This window comes from Caballeronia cordobensis (assembly GCF_001544575.2).
Taxonomy (GTDB): Bacteria; Pseudomonadota; Gammaproteobacteria; order Burkholderiales; family Burkholderiaceae; genus Caballeronia; species Caballeronia cordobensis.
This window is the reverse complement of the sequence record NZ_FCNY02000005.1, coordinates 313,284-338,451: the sequence shown is the minus strand read 5'-3', so window position 1 is coordinate 338,451 and position 25,168 is coordinate 313,284. Positions and strand designations below refer to the sequence as shown.

The 25,168-nt window shown below is 62.8% G+C and carries 24 protein-coding genes; 17 read left to right on the top strand and 7 right to left on the bottom strand.

Going from position 1 to position 25,168, the window contains the following annotated elements:
• The first annotated feature begins 89 nt into the window (after positions 1-89).
• The 5 genes from AWB70_RS12330 to AWB70_RS12310 all read left to right on the top strand — a co-directional run bounded on the left by AWB70_RS12330 (position 90) and on the right by AWB70_RS12310 (position 5,659).
• A complete protein-coding gene (locus tag AWB70_RS12330) occupies positions 90-1,361 on the top strand; it encodes an aromatic ring-hydroxylating dioxygenase subunit alpha (RefSeq protein WP_053570049.1) in 1,272 nt (423 codons plus the stop codon).
• Positions 1,362-1,371: 10 nt separating this feature from the next.
• Positions 1,372-2,151, top strand: a complete 780-nt coding sequence (locus AWB70_RS12325; protein ID WP_053570050.1) for an SDR family NAD(P)-dependent oxidoreductase — start codon at positions 1,372-1,374, stop codon at positions 2,149-2,151.
• 11 nt (positions 2,152-2,162) lie between these two features.
• Positions 2,163-3,128, top strand: a complete 966-nt coding sequence (locus AWB70_RS12320; protein WP_053570051.1) for a PDR/VanB family oxidoreductase — start codon at positions 2,163-2,165, stop codon at positions 3,126-3,128.
• 98 nt (positions 3,129-3,226) lie between these two features.
• Positions 3,227-4,477 (top strand): MFS transporter, encoded by a 1,251-nt coding sequence (locus AWB70_RS12315; protein WP_053570052.1) that lies wholly within the window; start codon positions 3,227-3,229, stop codon positions 4,475-4,477.
• A gap of 96 nt (positions 4,478-4,573) precedes the next feature.
• The gene (locus AWB70_RS12310; protein ID WP_143281632.1) at positions 4,574-5,659 is read left to right on the top strand and encodes a porin; all 1,086 of its coding nucleotides are present in this window, start codon (positions 4,574-4,576) and stop codon (positions 5,657-5,659) included.
• Between the two features lie 14 nt (positions 5,660-5,673).
• On the opposite strand, the gene AWB70_RS12305 is transcribed toward AWB70_RS12310, so the two are convergent.
• Complete coding sequence (locus AWB70_RS12305) at positions 5,674-6,636, bottom strand: LysR family transcriptional regulator (protein WP_053570053.1); 963 nt, start codon at positions 6,634-6,636, stop codon at positions 5,674-5,676.
• Positions 6,637-6,748: 112 nt separating this feature from the next.
• On the opposite strand from AWB70_RS12305, the gene AWB70_RS12300 reads away from it, so the two are divergent.
• Entirely contained in the window at positions 6,749-7,915 is a 1,167-nt protein-coding gene (locus AWB70_RS12300) for a mandelate racemase/muconate lactonizing enzyme family protein (protein WP_053570054.1), read from the top strand.
• Between the two features lie 24 nt (positions 7,916-7,939).
• Here the strand turns inward: AWB70_RS12300 and AWB70_RS12295 are convergent, their stop codons facing one another.
• The 4 genes from AWB70_RS12295 to AWB70_RS12280 form a co-directional block, all read right to left on the bottom strand.
• A complete protein-coding gene (locus AWB70_RS12295) occupies positions 7,940-8,839 on the bottom strand; it encodes a LysR family transcriptional regulator (protein WP_053570055.1) in 900 nt (299 codons plus the stop codon).
• A gap of 118 nt (positions 8,840-8,957) precedes the next feature.
• On the bottom strand, positions 8,958-10,634 hold the full coding sequence (locus AWB70_RS12290; protein WP_053570056.1) for an MFS transporter: 1,677 nt from the start codon (positions 10,632-10,634) through the stop codon (positions 8,958-8,960).
• A 77-nt stretch (positions 10,635-10,711) separates the two neighbouring features.
• On the bottom strand, positions 10,712-11,329 hold the full coding sequence (locus AWB70_RS12285) for an amino acid synthesis family protein (protein ID WP_053570057.1): 618 nt from the start codon (positions 11,327-11,329) through the stop codon (positions 10,712-10,714).
• Between the two features lie 144 nt (positions 11,330-11,473).
• Entirely contained in the window at positions 11,474-12,040 is a 567-nt protein-coding gene (locus AWB70_RS12280) for a helix-turn-helix domain-containing protein (RefSeq protein ID WP_014193042.1), read from the bottom strand.
• A gap of 80 nt (positions 12,041-12,120) precedes the next feature.
• Here AWB70_RS12280 and AWB70_RS12275 point away from each other — a divergent pair, with 80 nt between their 5' ends.
• The gene (locus AWB70_RS12275) at positions 12,121-12,903 is read left to right on the top strand and encodes an aldolase (RefSeq protein WP_053570058.1); all 783 of its coding nucleotides are present in this window, start codon (positions 12,121-12,123) and stop codon (positions 12,901-12,903) included.
• A 41-nt stretch (positions 12,904-12,944) separates the two neighbouring features.
• Positions 12,945-13,832 (top strand): dihydrodipicolinate synthase family protein, encoded by an 888-nt coding sequence (locus AWB70_RS12270; RefSeq protein ID WP_053570059.1) that lies wholly within the window; start codon positions 12,945-12,947, stop codon positions 13,830-13,832.
• A gap of 17 nt (positions 13,833-13,849) precedes the next feature.
• Here AWB70_RS12270 and AWB70_RS12265 read toward each other — a convergent pair whose 3' ends face one another.
• Entirely contained in the window at positions 13,850-14,743 is an 894-nt protein-coding gene (locus AWB70_RS12265) for an NAD-dependent epimerase/dehydratase family protein (protein ID WP_053570060.1), read from the bottom strand.
• A gap of 291 nt (positions 14,744-15,034) precedes the next feature.
• Between AWB70_RS12265 and AWB70_RS12260 the strand changes: the two genes are divergently transcribed.
• From AWB70_RS12260 to AWB70_RS12245, 4 genes are read left to right on the top strand one after another with little or no spacing between them, the layout of a single operon-like run.
• Positions 15,035-15,985: an ABC transporter permease gene (locus AWB70_RS12260; protein WP_041732863.1), complete on the top strand. Its 951-nt coding sequence runs from the start codon at positions 15,035-15,037 to the stop codon at positions 15,983-15,985.
• A gap of 28 nt (positions 15,986-16,013) precedes the next feature.
• Complete coding sequence (locus AWB70_RS12255; protein WP_053570061.1) at positions 16,014-16,955, top strand: sugar-binding protein; 942 nt, start codon at positions 16,014-16,016, stop codon at positions 16,953-16,955.
• Positions 16,952-18,460 (top strand): sugar ABC transporter ATP-binding protein, encoded by a 1,509-nt coding sequence (locus AWB70_RS12250; RefSeq protein WP_053570062.1) that lies wholly within the window; start codon positions 16,952-16,954, stop codon positions 18,458-18,460. The genes AWB70_RS12255 and AWB70_RS12250 overlap by 4 nt, the downstream gene beginning before the upstream one ends.
• Before the next feature lie 31 nt (positions 18,461-18,491).
• Positions 18,492-19,151 carry an aspartate/glutamate racemase family protein gene (locus AWB70_RS12245; protein ID WP_053570063.1) on the top strand — a complete coding sequence of 220 codons (660 nt, stop codon included), beginning with the start codon at positions 18,492-18,494 and terminating at the stop codon, positions 19,149-19,151.
• Here the strand turns inward: AWB70_RS12245 and AWB70_RS12240 are convergent.
• Positions 19,148-19,858: a Crp/Fnr family transcriptional regulator gene (locus AWB70_RS12240; RefSeq protein WP_045457757.1), complete on the bottom strand. Its 711-nt coding sequence runs from the start codon at positions 19,856-19,858 to the stop codon at positions 19,148-19,150. The genes AWB70_RS12245 and AWB70_RS12240 overlap by 4 nt on opposite strands.
• Before the next feature lie 352 nt (positions 19,859-20,210).
• On the opposite strand from AWB70_RS12240, the gene AWB70_RS12235 reads away from it, so the two are divergent.
• Genes AWB70_RS12235 through AWB70_RS12215 form a run of 5 tightly spaced genes read left to right on the top strand, consistent with a single transcriptional unit; the run spans position 20,211 to position 25,130 of the window.
• Positions 20,211-20,906: a GntR family transcriptional regulator gene (locus AWB70_RS12235; protein WP_014193051.1), complete on the top strand. Its 696-nt coding sequence runs from the start codon at positions 20,211-20,213 to the stop codon at positions 20,904-20,906.
• A 45-nt stretch (positions 20,907-20,951) separates the two neighbouring features.
• A complete protein-coding gene (mtnK, locus tag AWB70_RS12230) occupies positions 20,952-22,220 on the top strand; it encodes an S-methyl-5-thioribose kinase (protein ID WP_053570064.1) in 1,269 nt (422 codons plus the stop codon).
• Between the two features lie 11 nt (positions 22,221-22,231).
• The gene (gene mtnA, locus AWB70_RS12225; protein ID WP_053570065.1) at positions 22,232-23,311 is read left to right on the top strand and encodes an S-methyl-5-thioribose-1-phosphate isomerase; all 1,080 of its coding nucleotides are present in this window, start codon (positions 22,232-22,234) and stop codon (positions 23,309-23,311) included.
• Complete coding sequence (locus AWB70_RS12220; RefSeq protein ID WP_053570066.1) at positions 23,308-23,973, top strand: class II aldolase/adducin family protein; 666 nt, start codon at positions 23,308-23,310, stop codon at positions 23,971-23,973. Before mtnA ends, AWB70_RS12220 begins: the two co-directional genes overlap by 4 nt.
• A 50-nt stretch (positions 23,974-24,023) precedes the next feature.
• Positions 24,024-25,130, top strand: a complete 1,107-nt coding sequence (locus tag AWB70_RS12215) for a sugar ABC transporter substrate-binding protein (RefSeq protein WP_053570067.1) — start codon at positions 24,024-24,026, stop codon at positions 25,128-25,130.
• The last annotated feature ends 38 nt before the right edge of the window (positions 25,131-25,168 follow it).

The following is a 25,168-nucleotide window of genomic DNA, read 5'->3' as shown; positions in this document are numbered from 1 at the left end:
CATGCTTGAACTTCGCGAACGTTGTCCGTAGAATGAAATCACAGTTTCATCATGCGGACAACAACCCACATACGAATCGGAGTTTGAGGATGGACAGGAACATGTCGGAAACGCTGGTGCGCACCGGGCCGGGCACCGCGATGGGCAATCTCATGCGGCGCTACTGGGTGCCGATTCTTCTCGCGAGCGAAGTCGCCGAACCGGATTGCCCGCCGGTGCGCGTGCAGATTCTCGGCGAGAAGCTGCTGGCCTTTCGGGACTCGGACGGTAATGCGGCGTTGATCGACGAGTTCTGTTCGCATCGTGGGGTGTCGCTCTATTTCGGACGCAACGAGGAGAACGGCATCCGCTGCTCGTATCACGGTCTCAAGTTCGACCGGGACGGCAACTGTGTGGACGTGCCGTCGGCGCCGCAGGCGTGCAAGCACATGAGCATCACCGCGTATCCGTGCATCGAGCGCGCCGGCATCGTCTGGGCGTACATGGGTCCGAAGGACAAGCAACCCGCGCCGCCGGACCTCGAATGGTGCAACCTGCCCGCGGACCACGTTTTCGTGTCCAAGCGCTTGCAGGAGTCGAACTATCTGCAGGCGATGGAAGGCGGCATCGATACCAGTCACGTCTCGTACGTGCATCGCTATGAAGTCGACGAAGACCCGATGCACCAGGGCACCAAGGCGCTCGAATACATCAAGGCGGACGGCAACGTGATCTTCGAGATCGAGAAGCAGCCGTTCGGCCTTACGCTCTTCGGACGTCGCAATGGCGAGCCGGATTCCTACTACTGGCGCATCACGCAATACCTTTTCCCGTGGTACACGCTGATTCCGCCGTTCGGCGATCATTCCCTGGCGGGTCATGTCTGGGTGCCGATCGACGATCACACCTGCTGGGCATGGAGCATCAACTTCCGACCGGACCGGCCGCTGTCCGGGGAGGAGATGAACGACCTGAACGCGGGCAAGGGCATTCACTGCGAATACGAGCCGGGCACGTTCCGTCCGAAGGCGAACAAGGACAACGACTATCTGATCGACCGTCAGGCCCAGAAAGACAAGCGCGCCTATTCCGGCGTCTTCGGCTTCGCGATGCAGGACGCGTCGCTGCAGGAAAGCATGGGCCCCATTCAGGACCACAGCAAAGAGAAGCTGCTGCCGACGGACCGCGCCATCGTGATGGCTCGACGCATGCTGTATGAAGCCGCCACCGCCTTGCAGATCGACACCGATCCGCCCGCGATCGATGCCAACCAGCAGCGCGTGCGCGCAGCCGGCGCATTGCTTCCGCGCGAGCAGAAGCCGCAAGAGTGGGCCGTCATTCATCTTTCGGATGGCAAGGGCCAGCCGATTTACTCCATCTGAGCGAGCCCGAATGCAAGCCTCAAGATTAAGAGACAAGGTCGCGTTGATCACGGGCGGCGGAGGCGGCATCGGCGCCGCGACTGCCCGCGTATTCTGCGACGAAGGCGCGGCGGTCGTTCTCGTCGATGCGAATGCGCAGGCGCTCGCGAACGTCGCCGATGCATTGCAGAGCCGCGACCCCGCCGCGAAGGTGCAAACCCATGTCGCCGATGTCGCGAATCCCGATCAGGCGAGCGCGGCAGCCGAGCTGGCCGTACAGGCGTTCGGCCGGCTCGACGTGCTCGTCAACAATGCCGCGATGCGCAACTACAGCGCGCTCGCCGACGCGACGCCGGAGGAATGGCACAGCATGGTGTCGGTGAACCTCGTGGGCACGTCGAACTACTGCAAGGCGGCGTTGCCGTTCCTGCGCCAGGCGGGATCGGCGAGCATCGTCAATGTATCGTCGTGTTATGCGCTGACCGGCCGCAAAGGCATGGGCCTCTACGATGCGACCAAGGCCGGCATGCTCGCCATGACGCGTACGCTCGCCTTCGAGGAGGCGGCCCACGGCGTGCGCGCCAACGCGATATGCCCGGGCTCGACGCTGACCGATTTCCACGTCAATCGCGCGCAGGCGGCCGGAAAAAGCGTGGAAACGCTCAAGACACAGAGGCAGGACACGTCGTTGCTCGGACGATGGGCGTCTCCCGAAGAAGTCGCATGGCCGATCCTCTGGCTTGCGAGCGACGAGGCATCGTTCATCACCGGCGCGACGCTGATGGTCGACGGCGGCCTGTCGATCATGTGAAGGCGGCAGCCATGAACGATTCCACCATGACCGTGCGCGTGGCGAGGCGCACTATCGAGGCCGACGGCATTGTCAGTTTCGAACTCGCGAGTCCGGATGGCCGCGATCTGCCGGCATTCGATGCGGGCTCGCACATCGACGTTCATCTGCCGGCGGGACACGTGCGGCAGTATTCGCTGTGCAGCGCGCCGCATGAACGCTCGCGCTATCAGATTGCCGTGTTGCGCGAAGCGCAGTCGCGCGGCGGCTCGGCCGGCATGCACGACGTGATCAAGGAGGGCGACGCACTGCGCGTCAGTCTGCCGCGCAATCACTTCGCGCTCGTCGCCGGTCCCGCGAGGCATTTGCTGCTGGCCGGGGGAATCGGACTGACGCCGCTGCTTTGCATGGCGCAGCAACTCGATCGCAGCGGCGGCGATTTCGAACTGCATTACTGCGCGCGCTCGCGTTCTCGCGCGGCCTTCGTCGAGCGGCTCGCGAACGCGTCCTGGGCGCAGCGTGTCCGCTATCACTTCGACGACGAGGACGCGCATCAACGGCTTCATCTCGATGCGCTGCTCAAGGATGCGCACGCGGATACGCATCTCTATGTCTGCGGGCCGCAGGGCTTCATGAACGCGGTGCTCGATGCGGCGCGCGCGAAAGGATGGCCGGAAAAACGGCTGCACTATGAGTTCTTCTCGGCGCCCGCCGTCGATACATCGTCCGACGGCGCGTTCGACGTCTGTCTCGCACGCAGCGGCAAGACCGTGACGATTCCGGCCGACCGTTCGGTGGCGCAGGCGCTCGCGGATGCCGGCATCGACGTTCCGGTGTCGTGCGAGCAGGGCATTTGCGGAACCTGTATCACGCGCGTGCTCGACGGCGAACCGGAGCATCGGGATCTGTTCCTGTCTCCGGAAGAGCAGGCGCGCAACGATCAGTTTCTGCCGTGCTGCTCGCGCTCGAAATCGAGAAGACTCGTGCTGGACCTGTAGCGCCGCAATCCCGCAATACGCGCCCGGCGCGCCTCGTGCGCCGGAAGACTAAACGGACAAGAATAGGGCGGCGTACGCACGCCCTGCATGGAGGAGTCGTGGAAAAGAACCTGGCGTCATCGAGTGACGCATCGGGCGCGGAATGGGCCGCGTCGAACGCGGGTGAGACGGAAGCGAGCCCTTACCGCTGGGTCGCGTTGTTCATCGTCTGGGCGGCATTTCTGCTGAGCTATGTGGACCGCGTCGCATGGAGCACGGTGGCGGCGCCGGTCGGCGCGTCGCTCGGCATCCAGGTCTCGCTGCTGGGCGCGTTCGTCACGGCGTTCTATGCGGGATATGTCGTGGCGAATATCATCGGCGGCATGCTGACCGACTTTCTCGGCGGCCGCGCGATGATGACGCTCGCATTGCTTCCGCTCGGCGTCTTCACGTTCTTCTTCGGCGAGACGACGTCGCTGAGCGTGGGCATCCTGATTCAACTGGCGATGGGCTTCGCGGCCGGCGCGGACTATTCGGCCGGGATGAAGGTGATCCCCGCCTGGTTCACGCGCGACCGCGGACGGGCGATGGGCATCTACACCACGGCGACATCGCTCGCTGTCGTGCTCGCCAACGCCATCGTGCCTACCGTTTCGGCGCAGTACGGCTGGTCGAGCGCGTTTCGCATGCTGGGCGTGGCCACCTTCGCGTGGGGCATCGTCTCGCTTCTGTTTCTCAAGAATCGCCCGGACGGCGAGCGCGCGCCGGCCCGCAACAGCGCGAAAGAAATGCTCGGCCTCTTGCGCAACCGCAATCTGATCTTTCTGTCGATCGCGGGTTGCGGCGGGCTATGGGCCACCGTCGGCTTCGGCGCATGGGGCAATGCGCTGATGACGCGGCAATATGGCATTTCACCCGTCGTGGCTGGATCGATCATCGCGTCCTTCGGCATCGGCGCGGTCATCGCGAAACCGACGCTCGGATGGATCTCCGACTTGCCCGGCATCTCGCGCCGGCTCATGTCGATTCTGGTGCTGATCGCGTTCGCCTTGACCCTGATGGTGTTCGGCATGTGCTCGACGGTCACGCAGTTTTATATCGTCGCACCGGTTCTGGGCGCGTTTTCATACGGCTATCTGCCGGTGCTGATGGCGCAGGTGAGCGATGCTTCCGGAAAGCGTCTCGCGGGTGCGAGCGCTGGCTGGACGAACGCCATATGGCAGATGGGGAGCGCCGTATCGCCGCTGGCCGTCGGGCATGTCTACGGCGGGACGCATTCGATCGTGCTCGCCGTTCTTACGCTTGCCGTCGGGCCGGTCATCGGCTTGATCGCGATGTTGTTCGTGAGCAAGCGCATCGCCCAGGTCTGAATCCGCGCAAAGCCGGACGCAAGTCGAACGATCGATTTGCGTTTTCGGCTTCATTAAGTTAGTCATGCTTAAAAAATGTAAGTAAGGAGACGTTGCTTGAAATCGAACCACGTTACGCGGCGGGTAAGGACCGCGCTCGCCGCTACGATATGCGCATCGGCGAGTATCGCGGCTCACGCTCAGTCGTCGGTGACGCTGTACGGCATTCTCGACTCGGGCGTCGAGTACGTGACGCATGCCGCGAAACAGGGCTCCGGCACGCTGTTTCGTCTCAACACCGGCAATCGCATCAATTCGCGCTGGGGATTCACGGGCAAGGAAGATCTCGGCGCCGGTCTGCGCTCGATCTTCACGCTCGAATCCGGCTTCGCGACCAACAACGGCACGCTGCAACAGGGTGGCCGGCTGTTCGGCCGCCAGGCGTTCGTCGGCCTGGAGAGCGACACATTCGGCGCGGTGATGGCGGGCCGCCAGATGACGCCTATGTACCGCTTTTTCCTGGCGCTCGACCCGCTCAACTACTCCAGCTACGGCTTGTCGGCGCAGGACGCGCAATTCGTGGGGCGCGCCGATAACGCGCTCGAATATCTCGGCCATGCCGGTCCGTTCGAGCTTAATGCGCTATACAGCTTTGGCTACGATTCGACCATCGCCAACGGCGCACAAGTGCCGGGCGCGTTTCGCGTCGGCAAGCAATTCGACATCGGCGCGCGGTATCGTCAGGGACCGTTCAATCTGACCTTCGTCTACGAGCAGCGTCAAGGCACGACCGCCGCCTCGTCCGGCGACAGCGAGCGGCGCTATCTCGCGGGCGGATCGTGGACCCTCGGCAACGCGACGTTGTACGCGGGCTACGAGCTTCTCCTGAACGACATCGCTGCGACGCTTGCTGCCTCGCCGCCGCAGACGATGGCGTTCGGCGGCCTTCGCTACAAGATAACGCCCGCGTTTCAGGTATCCGCGGCATCGTACTATCACGCGTTTCGCACGGTCTCGGCGCATGCGATCAGTTCTGGCGTGAACGCGGACTATTCGCTATCGAAGCGGACCACGCTGTACACGGATGTCACTTACGTCATCAACAGCGCGAAGTCGGCATTGAGCGCGACGGGGTCCACGACCGCCGTTGCGACCGGAGCCAATCAGCTCGCGGTGGCGGTGGGTATCGTGCACGCGTTCTGAGCCACTCCGCCGACTCATTTCCGGACGCTTCGTTTCTTTCGTTCGCGCGTCTCGCTGCCTGTTTCGACCGGAGTGAAGGGCGCCTGGAACCGACTCACCAGGAAGTCGATGAACGCCCGCGCTCGCGTCGTCTGGTTCTTCTGCCGAGGGTAATAGACGAACAGATCGGCAGACGGAAGAACGGTGTTCGGCAACACGAGACTGAGCCGCCCGCTTTGCACGTACTTCGCCAGATCCCATTCCGAGCGAATCAGGATGCCGTGTCCGTCCAGCGCCCAGCGAAGCACGATATCGCCGTCGTTGCTGGATAGCGCGCCTTTGACCTTGATCGCCTCGGTGTGGTCGTTCAAGATGTAGCGCCACACGCCGTAGGCGTCGTCGTTTTGCCGATGGATGATGCAGCGGTGTTCCGCCAGTTCTTCGACGCGCTCCGGCGTGCCGTATTTTTCGAGGTATTTCGGCGACGCGCACAGAAAGCGGCGATTGCTCATGATGCGCCGCGCGCTCAGGCGGCTGTCCGGAAGTTCGCCGAACCGGATCGCCATATCGAACCCGCTTTCGATCAGGTCGATAGGGCGGTCCGTGACCTCGAACTGGACTTCGACGCTCGGATAACGCTTCGCGAACTCCGACACGAGCGGCGCGATGGTCGTGCGGCCGAAGCCGAGCGTCGCGTTGATGCGCAACAGCCCCTGCGGATCGCGCTTCGCTCCGGAGATCGCTTCTTCCATCTCGCGGACTTGTCCGACGATCTGCGACGCGTATCGAAGGTACGTTTCGCCTTCGGGCGTGAGGCTCACGCTTCGCGTCGTGCGATTCACCAGACGAACGCCCAGCCGCTGCTCGATCACGCCGAGGCGCTTGGTTGCCGCCGGCGGAGACAGGTCGAGCGCGCGCGCCGCGCCGGACAGACTGCGAAGCTTCGCGAGCAGAATGAAGAACTCGAAATCGCTCGCGGTTTGCGTTTCAGTATTCACTGAAAGTGAAAAATGAAATGAAGGAAAGTGCAGTGTAGCAACGTTTTTCACGGTTAAGCTACGTCCCAGCTTGCAGCCGACGCAATGCAATACAAACTCTGGAGCCCGTGCCGTGAGAATCGTTGAAATCCGCGAAAAGACCGTACCTATCAGTTCCCCTATCCGCAATGCCTATATCGACTTCAGCAAGATGACGCTGAGCCTGGTCGCCGTCATTACGGACGTGATCCGCGACGGTAAGCCGGTGGTCGGATACGGCTTCAACTCGAACGGCCGTTATGGTCAGGGCACGCTCATGCGCGAGCGCTTCATTCCCCGCATTCTCGAAGCCGATCCGGCCTCGCTCGTGAACGACGCCGGCGATAACCTCGATCCCCACAAGATCTGGGCGACGATGTTCACGAACGAGAAGCCCGGCGGTCATGGCGAGCGTTCGGTCGCCATCGGCACGATCGACATGGCGATCTGGGATGCTGTCGCGAAGATCGAAGGCAAGCCGCTGTTTCAGTTGCTCGCCGACCGCTACGGCAATGGCCAGCCCGACCGGAAGATCTTCGTGTACGCGGCGGGCGGCTACTACTATCCCGGTCAGGATCACGAGAAGCTGAAGGACGAGATGCGCAGCTATATCGACCGTGGCTATACGGTCGTGAAGAAGAAGATCGGCGGGGCATCGCTCGACGAAGACCTGCGCCGCATCGACTCGATTCTGAGCGTGCTGCAGGACGGCCAGAAGCTCGCCGTCGATGCCAACGGCCGCTTCGATCTCGATACCGCGATTCAGTACGCGAAGGCGCTGTCGCAATACGACCTGTTCTGGTACGAAGAGCCGGGCGATCCGCTCGACTTCGAACTGCAAGCTACGCTGCGCAACTACTACGCCAAGCCGATGGCAACCGGCGAAGACCTGTTCTCCATGCAGGACGCGCGCAACCTGATTCGCTACGGCGGCATGCGCGCCGACCGCGACTGGCTGCAATTCGACTGCGCGCTGAGCTACGGCCTCGTCGAATATCTGCGCACGCTCGACATGCTGCGCGAACACGGCTGGTCGCCGAGCCGCTGCATTCCGCATGGCGGCCATCAGATGTCGCTCAACATCGCGGCGGGGCTCGGGCTTGGCGGCAACGAATCGTATCCGGACCTGTTCCAGCCTTACGGCGGCTTCCCGGATGGCGTGAGAGTGGATAACGGCTACATCACCATGCCCGAGCTTCCGGGCATCGGCTTCGAGGGCAAGGCCGATCTCATCGTCGAGATGAAGAAGCTCTCCGCCTAACTTCCAGCGGCGTTTTGCTCGGCATCAGCGAGGAATTCTGCTGCCGAGGTACGCCGCAAGCGCTTCGAAGGTGGCGCGTATATGCGGAAGATACTGCAGGTCATGCTGAACGCTGATGAACAACGGCACTTCCGTGCACCGTTCTTCGATGACCTTTTTCAGGCCCATCGACTCGGCATTGGCATACGACGGCAACATGACGATGCCGAGTCCTTCCTGCGCGGCGTACATCTGCGAGAACATGCTGGTCGCACGGAAACCGAACGTCGGGTTCAAGACGATTCCGTCCATCCATCGCGCGGAAGGAAGGTAGGCGGGATCGTCGATATAACCGATGAACTCCTCGTCGGCGAGCGCCTGCGCGTTCGGTACGGGACGGCGCTCGAGAAACGCCGGGCTCGCGTAAAGATAGAACGGCACGTCGGCTATCTTTTGCGTGATCAGCGACGCAGAGGAAGGCTCGAAGAAGCTGACGAAGATATCGGCCTCGCGTTTGGCGACGTCCACGTAACTCGATGTCGTCACGAGATTGACCTGTACGAGCGGATGACGCTCCTTCAGGCCTTTCACGGCGCGCGCGATGAGCAGCGAGCCGACGCCTTCCATCGACGCGACGGTCACGCGGCCGTTGACCGACTGTCCTTGCGCGGTCAAACCTTGAATTTCGTGCAGCGCCGCTTCCATTCGCTCGACGCGGATGAATACTTCGCGGCCGAGCGCGGTGAGCACGAGGCCGGTACGGCAGCGGCGAAAGAGCGCTTCGCCCGCGCTGAATTCGACCTGCGCGAGACGGCGGCTGACGGTCGACTGATCCACGCCGAGCTTCTTGGCGGCTGCAGCGAGCGAACCGCCGCGTGCCGCTTCGAGCAGCGCGCGCAAATGGTCCCAGCCGAGTTGATCGAGAGAGAATGCCTTTGTCACCATACGGGTAAAAGCGGCGCGCGCCGATTGAGCATGGCAATCTAAGTTACACGATTCGCATGCCTCGCTCAATCGGCAACAACGCGCGCCCGGCCGGACCTTCACGCATCGCGCATCGGGTCTAACTCACGGACCGCGTCGCTTTCGTGTCCTTCAGCAGCAGCGAACCGATGACGAAGGTCATGAGCGCCCCGGCGATCGGATACGCGAGCCCCGCGTAGATATCGCCGCGCTGCGCGACCAGCGCGAAAGAGATCGTCGGCAGGAGACCGCCGAACCACCCCGCGCCGATGTGATACGGCAGCGACATCGACGTATAACGAATCCTCGGCGGAAACATTTCGACGAGCAAGGCGGCGAGCGGGCCATACGTGAGCGCGACGAACGCCATCATCACGAACAGGATGAGGACCACCATGAACGCGTTCGTTTGCGCGGGATCGGCGGTCGTGGGGTATCCGCCGCCTTCCATCTCCGCTGCGATCTTCTTCTGGAACCGCTCGATCGCCATCTTGCTTGCCGGATCGAAACGTTGTCCATCGGCGGTCCGCTTGCCTTCGATCGACTCGATCGAACGGTCTCCGATGCGCACGTGCGCGAGCGATTGCGCCGGCCCGTCCTGAACCGTATAGCTCGCGCCGCGTTTCGCAAGGGCGCGCCGGGCGATGTCGCAGGAGGTGTGGAAATCGACTTCGCGTGCGATCGGATTGCCTTGAAACGAACACGCTTTAGGGTCCGCGACCAGCACGATCGACGCGCGCGCCTGTGCGCGTTCGAGCGCGGGATTCGCGTAGTGCGTGAGCGCCATGAACATCGGCTTGTAACTCAGCGCGGCGACCAGGATGCCGAACATGATCATCCATTTTCTGCCGATCTTGTCAGAGAGCGCGCCGCAGAAAATGAACAGCGGCATGCACAGAATGAGCGCAGTCGCGAAATACATGTTGGCGTAGGCGGGCTCGACCTTGAGCACCTGCGTGAGGAAAAACAGCGCGTAGAACTGGCTCGTGTACCAGACGATCGACTGTCCCGCGCACAAGCCGAAGAGGCAAATCAGCACGACGCGCAGGTTCTTCCATTCGCCGAATGCTTCGCGAATGGGCGCCTTGCTGACCGTGCGGCTCTGCTTGAGATGCAGAAACACGGGCGATTCCTTCATCGACACGCGAATGTAAGCGGACAGGCCCAGCAACGCGAGCGAGACCACGAAGGGAATGCGCCATCCCCAGGCATCGAATTCCTCGGCGCTCAGCATGCTGCGCACGCTCAGAATGACGATGAGCGAGAGAAGAAATCCGAGCGTCGCGGTGGTCTGAATCCAGGCCGTGTAAGCGCCGCGCTTCTCGGTGGGAGAATGCTCGGCGACATAGGTCGCCGCGCCGCCGTACTCGCCGCCCAATGCCAGCCCCTGCAAAAGCCGCAGCACGATGAGAATCGCGGGCGCGGCAATGCCGATCGCCTCGTAGTTCGGAAGCAGGCCCGCGACGAAGGTCGAAAAGCCGATGAGCAGCAAGGTAATCATGAACGTGTACTTTCGCCCGATCATGTCGCCGAGCCGGCCGAACAGGACCGCGCCCAAAGGCCGAACGATGAAGCCGGCCGCAAACGCGAGCAAGGCGAAGATAAACGCGGAGGTCGGATCGAGCCCGGAGAAGAACTGCTTGGCGATGATATTGGCGAGCGAGCCGTAGAGGAAGAAGTCGTAATACTCGATGATCGCGCCAACCGAAGAACCGACGATGACCTTTCTAACATCAGTCATGCTAAGTTTCTCGGTAGCGGCAAGAGGGGTGGCCATGCTGTCTCCTGTTTTGTATGAATGCTGCCCTGCGCGCCGCGAGTCCGTTCGGGATCGCGGCGCGCTCCGCTATCGCATCACTTGCGCGAAGACCGGATTTCGGCGACGACCTTCGCGACCTGATCGGCGCTTGCGCCTTGAACGCGCGCATTCACCCGAACGGTGCCGAAGCCGACGAAGAGCACGAACTCGTCGGGCGCGGGGCCGCCGGGCACGGACAGCGTGATGCCGTCCATCGCGTCATAGTCCCAGGCATCGTCGGCGCCGCCGAAGATCAGATCGATCGATGAACCCGCCACGCCCACTTTGGCGTTGCCGGGAATCAGGGCGGGGCCCGCGCCGAGGCCAGTGCGCATGGCGAGACCCAGGCGCGGATGAATCAGCGCCGCGCCGTGCTCGGACTCGCCCTGCGTGCCGACGATGACCGCCTTGCCGTATGCGCGCGGGCGTTCGCCGCCGGCGAATCGGCTCAGCGCGCGCTCGGTGAGCAGGGCGCCCACTTCCACGGACAAGCCGGCGAGCCGCGCGAGATCGTCCGCCGATGCCGCGCCCCGACCGGCGTAGGGATTTTTGAAGATCGCCGCGGCAATCACATGACGGGACGGACGGCTTGCTTTCTCGCCCGCTTCGCTGAGAATGTCCCGCTCGAAAACGTGGATCTGGCGGATCGTTGACAGGCCGAGTGAATCGCTCATTTGCATCTCCGGTTTTGAATGTTGGAATCGGGCCGACGGGCCTGACACCAAGTTAAACGGCTCGGAGAACGAGGTCACTCAGCAAAGCTGCAAGGCAGCTTGCATTTATCCGTGGTCGGTTTGCGCGAGTCGGCGCGCTACGTGTTACGCGTCGGCGTCGCCGTCCGTGGGCTCGCCTTTGACGACGAGCAGCACCTGCGCGCGCGTCGCGCCGACCGAGCGGATGCGGTGCGGAATGCGCGCATTGAAGTGCACGCTGTCGCCCGTCGAGAGCGCGACTTTGTGATCGGCGAAATCGATCTCGATCTTGCCGCGGTGCACGAAAAGAAACTCCTCGCCTTCGTGCTCCTTGAAATCCGTCGCGACGAAATCGGCGGCGGGCGTGATCATGAACGGCACGAGCCCGCGATGTCCGCCCTTCGGCGAAATGATCTCGTACTTCGGCTGCGACTCGTCGCCGTCTCCGCCCACTTCCACGCGCTCCGACGCGCGCACGACCGAGATCGCCTCCTCGCCGCCAGCCACGGAAAAAAGCTCGTTGACGTCGATATGCAAGGCCTGCGCGAGCTTCATCGCCGCCGCAATGGACGGCGTGCTGAGTCCACGCTCGACCTTGGACAGGTAGCTCTTGGTCATCTCGGACCGATCCGCCAGTTCCTGCAGGCTCATGCCGAGCTGCTTGCGAAGTAGCTTCAGACGAACAGCAACCACGACACCTCCAAAAAAAGCTTGCCGTAAATGACACCAAGTGTCATAAACTACACATCAGGACACGACAACGGGATTCAGCCATGCCGGAAACACTCAATCTATCAAAATCGCAGATCGTCGCGCGTTCGCTTTCGCAGATGAACGCCGAGCTGACGGAACACGCCTGGACCGCGCGCCAGAAGCTCGCGCTCACGTGCCGCATCCTGTTCGACGGCGGCCATGACTCCGGGCTCGCGGGCCAGATCACGTGCCGCGCCGAAGATCCGGACACGTTTTACACGCAGCCCTTCGGCCACGGCTTCGACGAGATCACGGAAAGCAATCTGCTGGTCGTCGATCAGGATCTCAGGACGCTCGACGGCAAGGGCATGCCGAACCCCGCGAATCGTTTTCATACGTGGGTGTATCGGGCGCGACCGGACGTCAACTGCATCATTCACACGCATCCGCTTCATGTCTCGGCGTTGTCGATGCTCGAAGTGCCGCTGCAGGTCTCGCATATGGACATGACGCCGCTCTTCGACGACTGCGCGTTCCTCGAAAAGTGGCCGGGCATTCCCGTCGGCAACGAAGAGGGCGAGATTATCTCATCCGCGCTCGGCGACAAACGCGCGGTGCTGCTCGCGCATCACGGCATGCTCGTCACCGGCAAGACGATCGAGGAAGCCTGCACGCTCGCCTTGCTGATGGAGCGCGCCGCGCGCATGCAACTCATCGCGATGCAGGCGGGCGCGATCCAGCCGATCGAAGCGCAACTGGCGAAGGAAGCGCACGACTGGACGTCCACGCCGAAACGCCATGCGGTGAATTTCGCGTACTACGCGCGGCGCGCGCTGCGCGAGCACGCCGATTGCCTCAAGTGAACCTGTCTTTACGCTCCCCGACCCACATCGAAGGAAAACTCATGTCACAAGCGCTTTTCAAAGGAATCATCGCGTACCCGATCACGCCGTTCGATCGGGAGACGGACGGCATCGACGGCCCCGCGCTGCGCGCGAGCATCGACCGGCTCGTGAACGACGGCGTGCATGCCATCGCGCCGCTCGGCAGTACGGGCGAAAGCGCGTATCTGAGCGACGCGGAATGGGACGAAGCCGCTGAAATCTCGATCGGACACGTGGCGAAACGCGTGCCCGTGGTCGTCGGCATCTCGGATCTGACGACGCGCAACGCGATTCGCCGCGCGCGCTTCGCGCAAAGCGCCGGCGCGGATGCGGTCATGGTGCTGCCGATCTCGTACTGGAAGTTGTCGGAGGCGGAAATCGTCAGGCATTACAGCGAGATCGCGCATGCAATCGACATTCCGATCATGCTGTACAACAACCCGGCGACGAGCGGCGTGGACATGTCGCCGCAACTGATCGCGCGCATGGTGCGCGAGATCGACAACGTCACGATGGTCAAGGAGAGCACCGGCGATATCCAGCGCATGCACGTGCTGCATCAACTGGCCGATGGCGAGATTCCGTTCTACAACGGCTCGAATCCGCTCGCGCTCGAAGCCTTCTGCGCGGGTGCGAGCGGATGGTGCACGGCCGCGCCCAATCTGATCGCGCGGCTCACGCTGGAGCTTTACGCCGCGATCCAGGCGGGCAAGCTCGATGAAGCGCGCGCGCTGTTCTACAGACAGTTGCCGGTGCTCGAATTCATCCTGAAGGGCGGTCTGCCGACGACGATCAAGGCGGGCCTCAAACTGAAAGGACACGACGTCGGTGCGCCGCGCCGTCCGTTGATGGCGCTATCGGACGACGCGACCGCACGGCTCGGCGCATTGCTCGAAGCCGTGCAATAAGCGTTAAAGACCGACGTCTATCGCGCCGTCTGCTCGCGCCATTTATACGCCTGCTGCCAGCCGAGCAGGCGCTTGAGCTTGTCATTGCTCAGCAAGGTTTCGGATTCGCCCAGCGGCTTTTTCAGCGGCACGTCCGGATAAAAGCGCTTCAGCAATTCGGCCGTGGGCAGATCGGACGAGACGTCGTCCGCAGCCACATTCATCACCTGAAATCCGAGACCGTCCTTCTCGATGGCGAGGCGCGCCGCCGTCGCGAGATCGCGCCCGTCGATATAGCTCCACGCGATACGCTTGCGCAACGCGGGATTCTCCAGCCACGCCGGGAATTTCTGATAGTCGACGGGATCGAGCACGTTGCCGATGCGAAAGCAATAGATATCCGCGCCCGTGCGCGCATGAAACGCCTTGGCCGTTACCTCGTTGATGACCTTCGAGGTCGCATAGCTGTCCATCGGATCGACGGGATAGTCTTCGTCGAGCGGGAAATAGACCGGATCGCGATGCCGGTGCGCGAACACCACGCCATACGTCGTTTCGCTGGAAGCGACGATCACCTTGCGAATGCCGAGCTTCGACGCCGCGTCGAGAATGTTGTACGTGCCCATCACGTTGATGCGGAACACTTCGTTGTCGGTCGTGACGAGAATGCGCGGGATCGCCGCGAAATGCACGATCGCGTCGATCGGTTTCGGCTCGATGTCGTCATCGAACTCTTTGGCCGTCGTCGTCGAGGCGAGCGCGTTGAAAACCTGCCCGGCGTCGGTGATGTCCGTAATGAGCGTGCGCGCCGTCGCTTTGGCCATCGGCACGCGGTCCACGTTGAGCACTTCATAGCCATGTGCGACCAGGTCTTCGACCACCCACTTGCCGGCCAGTCCGCTTCCGCCGGTCACGATCACTCGCTTCGTCATGCTGTGGCTCCTTTCGTTTAGAGAGTGTACGAACGCATCGTAGCCCCGCTCGGCAGGCGATTTCTGTGACGCGCGTCATAGCGGCATGCGCGATCTTCTACGGGTCTACCCCGATGCCCGACTATGACGCGCGTCACAGATTTCCGGTTTCGCGCGCCTCTATGATCGGCCTCAGCCTGAACGGAGGAGTGACCGGTGCGCGCACTATCGTCGAACAAAGCCGCAAGCGATGGTTCAAACAAGGAGCCGAACGAAGCCCCCGACACGCGGCAGGCCGAGCCGTCGCGCGGCATCGCGTTCCTGCGCGCCTGTCTGCGCATCCGTGAACTGAACGTGCTGTCGGTGCTGTTGCTGGTGGGCTTTCTGATCAGCCTCTTCTCGCCGTACTTCCTCACCACCAACAATCTGATGGGCGTGTTCCGTTCGTTCTCGCTCGTCGCGCTCATGTCGATCGGCATGATGCTCGTAATCATCACGGGCGGCATCGATCTCTCCGTGGGCTCCGTGATGGGCCTCTCGTCGCTCGTCACCGCGCTGGCCTTCCAGCACGGCCTGCCGGCGTTCGCCGCGGTCCTGTCGGGGCTTGCGGTGGGCGTGATCGTCGGCGGGTTCAACGGCTTCATGATCACCTGGATCCAGTTGCCGCCCTTCATCGCGACGCTCGGCACGCTGTCCATCGGGCGCGGGCTGATGTACATCGTCACGAAGGGCGTGCCGGTCACGCCGGACGTGCCCGATGCGTTCACGTTCATCGGTCAGGGCTATATCGGCTTCGTGCCGTTTCCGGTGGTCATTCTGCTCGTCATGACGGCCGTGTTCGCGGTCGTCATGCGGCAGACGCGCTTCGGCCGGCATGTCTACGCGACGGGCGGCAACGAAGTCGCGGCGCGCCTGTCGGGCGTGCGCACCGCGCGCGTGAAATTCGTGGTCTACGTGCTGTCTGGACTTATCGCGTCGATGGCGGGCGTGATCGCGTTTTCGCGCTTCGTGTCGGCGGAGCCGGCCTCCGGCTTCGGCGCGGAACTCGACGTCATCGCGGCGGCGGCCATTGGCGGCGCGAGCCTGTCGGGCGGCGCGGGCAGCGTCGAGGGCGCGATCATCGGCGCGGCGCTCGCGGGGATCATCACCAACGGCGTGGTGCTTCTCAACATCGATACCTATGCGCAGCAGGCCATTACCGGCTGCGTGATCCTGATCGCGGTCAGCATCGACATCTGGCGCGTGCGCCGCAAGGGACGTTGAGCCGTCCAATCCAAAGAGGAGACGAAACATGAAAACCACGCCACGGATCATCGCAGGCATGACCCTCGCGCTGTGCGCCGCGCTCAGCGGCGGCGCGCATGCGAAGGACGCCAAGGACATTTCGGTCGCCGTCGTGCCGAAGGTCGCGGTGCCGTTCTTCGACGACTGCAACAAGGGCGCGCAGTCCGCCGCCGACAAGGCCGGCGTCAAGTATCAATGGGTCGTGCCGCAGAACACGCAGGGCTCGACGCAGGTGCAGATCATCGAAGACCTGATCTCGCGGCACGTGGATGGCATCGCCATTTCCGTGAACGAGCCGAAGTCCGTCGAAAGCGTGATGAAGCGCGCCGCCAAGAACGGCGTGGCCGTGCTGACCTACGATTCGGATTCGCCCAACAGCGGCCGCTCGATGTACATCGGCACGAATAACGTGCAGGCCGGCGAGACGATGGCCGACACCATGGGCCGCGCGTTGAACGGCAAGGGCGAAGTGGCGATCGTCACGGGGCAGCTCGGCGCGGTGAACCTGAACGAGCGCATCGCGGGCATCAAGAAGGGCCTCGCGAAATATCCGGGCATCAAGATCGTGGAGACGCAAGGCACCGACGACGACCTCGCGCGCGGCGTATCCGTCGTGGAAACCACGCTGCGCGCGCATCCCAATCTCAGCGGCATCTTCGGCGTGAGTCAGGTGGGCGGGCCGGCGGTCGCGAAGGTGCTCAACACGAAGGAATTCGGCGCGATGAAAGGCAAGCTCGAAGTGCTCGCTTTCGACGATCTGCCGGATACGCTCAAGGGGCTGAAAGACGGCTACATCCAGGGAATCATGGTGCAGCGTCCGGTGACGATGGGCTCGCTCGCGGTGGAGCATCTCGTCGCGCAGATTCAGAACAAGGAGACCCACGAGAAGGATATCGACACGGGCGTGACGGTGGTGACGAAAGACAATATCGGCAGCTACACGAAATGACGTCCGCGCCCTTTCTGGAGATGCGCGGCATCTCCAGAACCTTTCCCGGCGTGAAGGCGCTCGATCGCGTCGATCTCGCGATTCATCGCGGCGAAGTGCTCGCGCTCGCGGGCGAGAACGGCGCGGGCAAGAGCACGCTCATGAAGATCCTGACGGGCGTGTATGCGCCCGACCCCGGCGGCGTCATCGTCGTGGAAGGCCGCGAAGTGACGATCGCGGACAGCAATCATGCGCGCGCGCTCGGCATCAACATCATCTATCAGGAACTGGCCGTCGTCGAGAATCTGACGGTGAGCGAGAACATCTTTCTGGCAAAGGAGCCGCGTTCGCGATTCGGTTTCATCGATCGTCCGCGCATGGCTCGGGAAGCGCGCGCGCTGCTTCAAACGATCGAGATGGATATCGACCCGGCCACGCGCGTCAGCGAACTGAGCGTGGGCCAGCGGCAGATGATCGAGATTGCGAAGGCCTTGTCCGCGCAATCGAAAGTCATCGTCATGGACGAACCGACCGCCTCGTTGAGTCATCACGAAACCGGCGTGCTGCTCAAGCTCGTCAGGCGTCTGCGCGAACGCGGCATCGCGGTCGTCTATATCTCGCACCGGCTCGAAGAGATTCTGGAACTGGCGGATCGCGTCGTGGTATTGCGCGATGGCCGCACGGTCAGCACGCTGCCCATCGCGGAGGTCACGCGGGAGACGCTCGTGCGGCAGATGGTGGACCGCGAACTGAGCGAGCTGTACGGCGAGCCGCAATCGCATGCGACCGATCAGCCCGTGCTCGACGTGCGCAACCTGTCGCTCAGGCTCAACAGGGCGTCCGATGCGCGCATCCGCGACATCAGCTTCACGCTGCATCGCGGGGAAGTTCTGGGCATCGCGGGGCTGGTCGGCTCGGGGCGCACGGAGATCATGGAGGCGATCTTCGGCATGCGCGCAGCAAGCGGCTCCATTCGCATCGACGGCGCGCCGGTCGCGATACGCAACCCGCACGACGCGATTCGCGCGGGCATCGGCTTCGTCACCGAAGACCGCAAGGCGCAAGGCCTCGTGCTCGGCATGAGCGTGCGCGAGAACTTCAGCCTCACGCATCTGTCGCGCTATTCGCCGTTTCAGTTCGTGCAGCATGGGCGCGAGCGTGCGAGCTGCCTCGAATACGTGCGCATGCTGGGCATCAAGACGCCGGGCGTCGAACAACGCGTCGTCAATCTGAGCGGCGGAAATCAGCAGAAGATCGTGATTGCGAAGTGGGTGGCGCGCAACCCGAAAGTCTTGATCGTCGATGAACCCACGCGCGGCATCGATGTGGGCGCGAAAGCGGAAGTGCATGCGCTCATTGCGCGGCTCGCGGCGCGCGGCATCGGCGTCATCGTGATTTCTTCCGATCTCCTCGAAGTGCTCGCCGTGAGCGATCGCATTCTGACCGTGCGCGAAGGCCGCATCAGCGGCGCGTTACGCCGCGAGGAGGCCACGCAGGAAAAAGTGATGGCGCTCGCCACCGTCTGACTCATTCATAGCAACCAACGTAGAGCGAAACATGACCAAGATCGTCGTAGTGCATACCGGACCCGTTACCGTCGAGCCGCTCAAGGCACAGTTCGCGCAGCAGTTGCCGGATGCGCGCGTGGTGAATATCGTCGACGACAGCCTGCTCGCGGACGTGCGCACCGCCGGCTATCTCACGCCCGAAGTGACCGAGCGTCTTTACACCTACATGTCGAACGCGCAGAGCATGGGCGCGGACATCATCCTGAACGCGTGCTCGTCGGTCGGCGAAGCGACGGACCTCTTGCGCGGCATGATCCGCACGCCCATCGTGAAAGTGGACGAAGCGATGGCCGAGGAAGCGAGCGCGCTGGGCGCGCGTATCGGCGTCGTGGCGACGGTATCGACCACGCTCGAACCCACCGTGCGTCTGATCGGCAAGAAGGCCGCGGAGCAGGGGCGCACGATCGACGTGACCGAATGCATCGCACAGGGCGCGTTCGAGGCGCTGCTCGCGGGCGATTCGGCGAAGCATGACGACATACTGCGCCGCGCGATCATCGAGCTGGCCGATCATGTCGATGTGATCGTGCTCGCGCAAGTCTCGATGGCGCGGCTCGTGCCCGCGCTCGGTTCGCTGCCCGTGCCGGTGCTGTCGAGCCCGCAAAGCGGCGTGGGCGCGGTCAGGCACGCGCTGTCGCGCGCCGCCTAGGCCGTCACGAGAGCCTGTGTCTTGCCGATGAAGCGCGCAACGAACGCGGGCGTCAGTACGATCCTGCGTTCGCGCATATCGACGAGACCTTCGGCCTTGAGATCGCTGAAATGCCGGTTCACCGATTCGCGCGACGTGCCGATGAATTCCGCCAGCTTGTCCTGTGCGATCGGCAGGTCGATAAGAATCGCATCGCCCTGATCCGCGTAATCGCACGCGGCGCCGACCTGTCCGGAGAACATCACGAGAATGTTCGTGAGGCGTTTGCGCACGTCGTGCAGCGAAAGATTTTCGATCAGCTGCTGCGCTTCCTGCCAGCGCAGATAGTGATTGCGCAACACGAACTGGTTGATCACGTCATAGCGCGCGAGCAGGTTCTTGAAGTCCTGCTTGCGGATATAGCAGACCATGCTCGGCGCGAGCGTCTGCGCGTGATGCGAATAATTTGCCTGATTCAGCACGTCGCCATCGCCGAAGATCATGCCGGCTTTCACGAACGCGAGCGTGATTTCCTGGCCGTCCTCTGTCAGCCGATAAAGCCTGACGCTGCCGCTCTTTAGCAGATACACATGCTCGCTCGATTCGTCCGGACGATAAACGATGCTGTTCTTGCGCAGCGTGCGATGGTCGCTGAAGGCGGGCATTACCTCGTCAAGGCAATGTCGTTGAATGAGAGAGAGCAGTTCGCTCTTGCCGACAAACCACATTGCCGTCTCCTTAAAGTTGCCTTGCTATAAGCCTTCTATTTGCGCGCGATGAAGCCCGCTATCTCGAGCGCTCTCATTCTACACACCGAAGTATTTCTCGCATGGTCGCCTAATGCCGCTTGGTGGATGACGCCAACGCCTGAAAGAAGCCCGTGCTATCGCATTGCCACACGCGCGAAAGCGCGACCGCGCGGCGCTGGGCACACGAATTTGCTGCGCATGCGAAGGCCGATTCCTGATGAACGATCGATCCATGCATACGGGAAAGTCCTGAGAAAAACATCAGACGTCTGATGTATATTTGACGTGATCACACTGCGAGAGCACCATGCGTCTAAGCGTCGAGCGTTCGATGAGCGACAAGATTCAGGAGTCGCTTCTCACGATGATCCGCGAGCGCAAGCTCAAGCCGGGCGATCAGATTCCCACGGAAATCGAGCTATGCGAGCTGCTGGGCGTCGGACGTTCGAGCTTGCGGGAAGCGGTCGCGCAGATGATTTCGCATGGCCTGCTCGAACGCGTGCAGGGCAGGGGCACCTTCATCAGACAAATTTCGCTGAAGCTGCAAGGCGGCCTCGATGATCTGATGTCCGTGACCGACATGATCAAGAGCGTCGGGGCGGTGCCTTCGACGAGCCGGATTCAGATGGAGACCATCGCGGCATCGGAGAGTCTTGCGGAGAAGCTGGGCATCAACGCGGGCGATGCCTGCGTGCGTATCGAGCGGGTGCGCCGCGCGGACGATGCCATCGCGGCGTATTGCATCGACACGATTCCGAAGACGCTGCTGGATGCCGCGGACGGCGTGCTGGGCGAATCGCTGTTCGGCATGTTCGCGCGAACCGGAAGGCGTCTGTCGCATACGCATACGTCGATACAGCCGACCATTCTCACGCCGCGCGATCTGCCCGAACTGGGCGATGGCTTCGGCATGTTTCTTCTGCTGGACGAAGTGGATTTCGATCAGAGCGGCCAGCCGCTTTGCTACAGCAACGACTACTACAACACGAGTATCTTCAAGTTCGATCTGGTGCGCAAACGTCGCTGAATCGCTCGATGATCTGCGCGCTGAAACACATCGGAGGAGACACCGATGGAGTTCGAAGCATTTACCGCATCGGCGCTGGCCGATTATCTGGGCGGCATCGCCGAGGTGCGCGCGCGTCTGGGCGATCCCGACGATCTCGAGATCGCCGAAGTCGGCGACGGCAATCTCAACTTCGTGTACTTCGTGACCAACACGAAGGCGCGCGAGCGCAGCGTCGTCGTCAAGCAGGCGCCGCCGTTTCTGCGGCTCGTCGGCAAGAACTGGCCGCTGTCGTGCCAGCGCATGGATCACGAAGTCGCGGCGTTGCGCCGCTTCGGCGCGCTATGCCCGCAGCACGTTCCGCAGGTGTATCACGCCGACGGCAAGCGCTTTTTGATGGTCATGCAGCATCTCTCGTCGCACTGCATCTTGCGGCAAGGGCTGATGCGGGGCGTCACGTATCCGCTGATGGCCGAGCATCTCTCGACCTATCTCGCGCATACGCTTTTTTTCGGCTCCGATCTCTATCTTGCGCCCGACATCAAGAAGCAGGCGATGGGCGCGGCGGTCAATGCCGAGCTATGCAAGATCACCGAGGATCTGGTCTTCACGTTTCCTTTCGAAGATCATCCGTCGAACGTCTATAGCGCGGCCTTGCCGAAGGAGGCGCTCGCGCGCTTGCGCACCAACGAAGCATTGCGCCTCGCGGCGGCCGACATGAAGTGGGCGTTCATGAATCACGCCGAGACCCTGCTGCACGGCGATCTGCACACGGGCTCGATCATGGTCAACGAGCGCGAGACTTATGTCATCGACCCGGAGTTCGCCTTCTACGGACCCATGGGCTTCGATATCGGCGCGCTCATTGCCAATCTGTTGCTGGCCTACTTTTCACGCGACTATCACGGCCGGATCGATGGCGGCGATCCGCAGCCGTATCAGGAGTGGCTGCTCGACGAGACCATGCGCATCTGGAACGGCTTCGGCGCGAAGTTTCTCGCGCTGTGGCGCGATCACGAGCACCGAAGCGGCAGACCTTTCATCGGTGGCCCGGCGGATAGCCGCGCGGCGGACGCGTATCGCGCGCATTTCATGCGGCGCCTCCTCGCAGATACGCTGGGCTTCGCGGGCTGCAAGATGATCAGGCGCATCGTCGGCATGGCGAAGGTCGCGGAGATCACGCGCATTCCCGATGCTGATTTACGCGCGCAAATCGAAGTGCGCTGCCTGCGCTGCGCCGAAGCGTTGCTCGTGCAGCGCGCCGCGTTGACCGACATCGAACAGGTCGTCATGCTCGCGCGCGACATGCGCCGCGATGCCGTTGCACAACGCTGACTGGAGCACGAATGGATTCTCAGCCCTTGTTTCCGACGCTTGCGCCGACCATCGAATGGCGTGACGGCAAGCTGCTGCTGCTCGATCAGACGCGCCTGCCGCATGAGATCGTCGTGGAACATGTCGCGGATGCCGCCGCGGTATGGCGCGCGATTCACGAACTGCGCGTGCGTGGCGCGCCGGCCATCGGCGTGGCGGCGGGCTATGGCTTGTGCGTGGCGATGCAGGATGCGCGGGCGTTGCCCATCGCGCAGTTTCGCGCGGAGCTTGAAAAACGCGCGGCCTGGCTCGATACGGCGCGGCCCACGGCGGTGAATCTCAGCTGGAGCCTCAGGCGCATGACGAAGACCGCGCGCGAATGCAACGCGCAGGACGCCGCGGCGCTCTACGATGCGCTGGTCGAAGAGGCCGTTCGCATCCATCGCGAAGACATCGCGCTGTGCGAAGGCATCGGCGAGCATGGCATGCCGCTCATCGCAGAGGGCAACGGCGTGCTCACGCACTGCAATGCGGGCGCGCTCGCGACCACGGGTCTCGGCACGGCGACCGCGCCGATCTATGCGGCACACCGCGCGGGCATTCGCTTCAACGTCTTCGCGGATGAAACCCGGCCGCTCTTGCAGGGCGCGCGCCTCACCGCATTCGAATTGCAGCAGGCGGGCGTCGACGTCACGCTCATCATGGACGGCGCGGCGGCGTCGATCATGTCGCAAGGGCTCGTCGATATCGTCATCGTGGGCACCGACCGCGTGGCCGCGAATGGCGACTTCGCCAACAAGATCGGCACGCTGGGACTGGCCATCGCCGCGCGGCATTACGGCATTCCGTTCTATGTCGCGTGTCCGTCTTCGACGCTGGATTTTCATACGGCGACGGGCCATGACATCGAAATCGAGGAAAGGAGCGAGACCGAGGTCACGCATCTTGCGGGGCGGCGCATCGCGCCCGAGAACATCAAGGCGCGCAATCCGGCGTTTGATGTGACGCCGCATGCGCTGGTCACGGGCTTCGTCACGGAGCGCGGCATCGTGCATGCGCCGTTCGAGCGCTCGCTGAAGCGCCTCTTCGCCGCCGAGTGCAACGCAGCATGAGCGCGACGGACGAAAGCGCGCTGCGTCGCGGGATCGTCGATACGGCGCTCGAGATGGAGCGGCTCGGCATCAATCAAGGCACGTCGGGCAACGTGAGCGCGCGCTTGCGCGATGGTCTCCTGATCACGCCGAGTGGCACGCCCGCACGTGAGCTGGACGCCGCCGACATCGTGTACTTGCCGCTCGACGTGCGCAGCGACGACGAAGCGATCCTGAACGGACGGCCTTCATCGGAGTGGCGCATTCATCGTGACCTGCTGCGCGCGCGCCCGGAGATGAACGCGGTCGTGCATACGCATTCGAGCGCCGCGACGGCGCTCGCCATTCAGGGCCGCGCGATTCCCGCCGTGCATTACATGGTTGCGGCCGCGGGCGGTAGCTCGATTCGCTGCGCGCCGTATGCGCTGTTCGGCACGCAGGCGTTATCGGACCATGCGCTCGCCGCGCTCGAAGGACGCCGCGCGTGTCTGCTCGCGCATCACGGCGTCGTGGCGCTGGGCGTGGATCTTGCGCGCGCCGTGTGGCTCGCGCATGAAGTGGAAGTGCTCGCCAGGCAGTATCTGCTCGCGTCGCAACTGGGCGTGCCGCCGGTGTTGACGGACGAGCAGATGGACGAAGTGCTGGAGCGATTCAAGACGTACGGCAGGCGCAAGAACGAATGAAGCAGGAACGAAAGCAACTGCAACGAACAACTCGTACAACGGAGACAGTCATGGCCTGGAGTTCAGCACGATTCGATAGTTGGGGAAGGTTCGGCAAATCCACCGGCGCATTCCTGATCTGCGCGGCGGCGCTCGCGGGATGCAACAAGAGCGAGAACACGTCGTCGGGCAGCAGTTCCGCACAGAGCGCGAGCGAAAGCGCCAGCGCGCCGGCGAGCGCGCCCGCGGCGACGGCCACCGGCAGCAAGCCCAAGATCGGCTTCTCGATCGCGACCTTGAACAACGCGTTCTTCGTCGGCCTGAAAGCGGGCGTGGAGCGCGGCTCGAAGGATCAGGGCTTCGACCTCGTGCAGACCAACGCGAACGGCGACGCGCAACAGCAGGTCAACGATGCGCTCAATCTGCTGAGCCAGGGCGTGACCGCGCTCGTGCTGAACCCGATCGATTCGAAGGCGATCATTCCCGCCGTCGAAAAAGCGAATCAGATGAACATCCCGGTCTTCACGCTCGACCGTGGCTCCGACGGCGGCAAGGTGACGTCGTTCGTCGCGTCGGACAACGTGGCGCTCGGCCAGACCGCGGCGAAGTGGATCGCGGAGCAGCTCAAGAAGCGCTACGGCTCGGAGAAGGGCAACGTCGTCGATCTGATCGGGCTTGTCGGCACCACGGCGGCGACCGACCGCGAGAAAGGCTTTAGCGACGAGATCGCGAAGTATCCGGACATCAAGGTCGTCGCGCGTCAGGAGGGCGCGTTCGATCAGGAGAAGTCGCTCAATGCGATGACCAATATCCTGCAGAAGTATCCGCAGATCGACGCGGTGTTCGGCGCGAACGACGACAACACCGTGGGCGCGGAAAAGGCCATCGATAACGCGGGACGCTATAAGCCGCTCGGCGACAAGGAGCACATCATGGTGATCGGCGCGGACGGCACGGCGCAGGCGCTTTCCGCGATCCGCGCGGGCAAGCAGGACGCGACCATTTCGCAGAATCCGATCAAGATGGCGGCCAAGTCGCTCCAGTTCATCGCGGACTACAACGCGAAGAAGGACGTGCCCGCGAACTATGCGTGGCCGACCATGCTCATCGACAAGTCGAACATCGACTCGGATGCGGTCAAGCAATACGGCCTGTGGTCGGAAGAAGTGAAGCAGTAACTGAAGCAATAAGCCAACCGGCGCGCCGCGCGAACATC

Excerpts from the sequence above, each read along its gene's own strand:
- AWB70_RS12220 (WP_053570066.1), top strand. The coding sequence starts at position 23,308 with ATGAGCGCGACGGACGAAAGCGCGCTGCGTCGCGGGATCGTCGATACG.
- AWB70_RS12275 (WP_053570058.1), top strand. The coding sequence starts at position 12,121 with ATGCCGGAAACACTCAATCTATCAAAATCGCAGATCGTCGCGCGTTCG.
- AWB70_RS12240 (WP_045457757.1), bottom strand. The coding sequence starts at position 19,858 with ATGTGGTTTGTCGGCAAGAGCGAACTGCTCTCTCTCATTCAACGACAT.
- AWB70_RS12320 (WP_053570051.1), top strand. The coding sequence starts at position 2,163 with ATGAACGATTCCACCATGACCGTGCGCGTGGCGAGGCGCACTATCGAG.
- AWB70_RS12235 (WP_014193051.1), top strand. The coding sequence starts at position 20,211 with ATGAGCGACAAGATTCAGGAGTCGCTTCTCACGATGATCCGCGAGCGC.
- AWB70_RS12265 (WP_053570060.1), bottom strand. The coding sequence starts at position 14,743 with ATGACGAAGCGAGTGATCGTGACCGGCGGAAGCGGACTGGCCGGCAAG.
- AWB70_RS12295 (WP_053570055.1), bottom strand. The coding sequence starts at position 8,839 with ATGGTGACAAAGGCATTCTCTCTCGATCAACTCGGCTGGGACCATTTG.
- AWB70_RS12325 (WP_053570050.1), top strand. The coding sequence starts at position 1,372 with ATGCAAGCCTCAAGATTAAGAGACAAGGTCGCGTTGATCACGGGCGGC.
- AWB70_RS12290 (WP_053570056.1), bottom strand. The coding sequence starts at position 10,634 with ATGGCCACCCCTCTTGCCGCTACCGAGAAACTTAGCATGACTGATGTT.
- AWB70_RS12285 (WP_053570057.1), bottom strand. The coding sequence starts at position 11,329 with ATGAGCGATTCACTCGGCCTGTCAACGATCCGCCAGATCCACGTTTTC.
- AWB70_RS12270 (WP_053570059.1), top strand. The coding sequence starts at position 12,945 with ATGTCACAAGCGCTTTTCAAAGGAATCATCGCGTACCCGATCACGCCG.
- AWB70_RS12250 (WP_053570062.1), top strand. The coding sequence starts at position 16,952 with ATGACGTCCGCGCCCTTTCTGGAGATGCGCGGCATCTCCAGAACCTTT.
- AWB70_RS12330 (WP_053570049.1), top strand. The coding sequence starts at position 90 with ATGGACAGGAACATGTCGGAAACGCTGGTGCGCACCGGGCCGGGCACC.
- mtnK (WP_053570064.1), top strand. The coding sequence starts at position 20,952 with ATGGAGTTCGAAGCATTTACCGCATCGGCGCTGGCCGATTATCTGGGC.
- mtnA (WP_053570065.1), top strand. The coding sequence starts at position 22,232 with ATGGATTCTCAGCCCTTGTTTCCGACGCTTGCGCCGACCATCGAATGG.
- AWB70_RS12215 (WP_053570067.1), top strand. The coding sequence starts at position 24,024 with ATGGCCTGGAGTTCAGCACGATTCGATAGTTGGGGAAGGTTCGGCAAA.
- AWB70_RS12255 (WP_053570061.1), top strand. The coding sequence starts at position 16,014 with ATGAAAACCACGCCACGGATCATCGCAGGCATGACCCTCGCGCTGTGC.
- AWB70_RS12245 (WP_053570063.1), top strand. The coding sequence starts at position 18,492 with ATGACCAAGATCGTCGTAGTGCATACCGGACCCGTTACCGTCGAGCCG.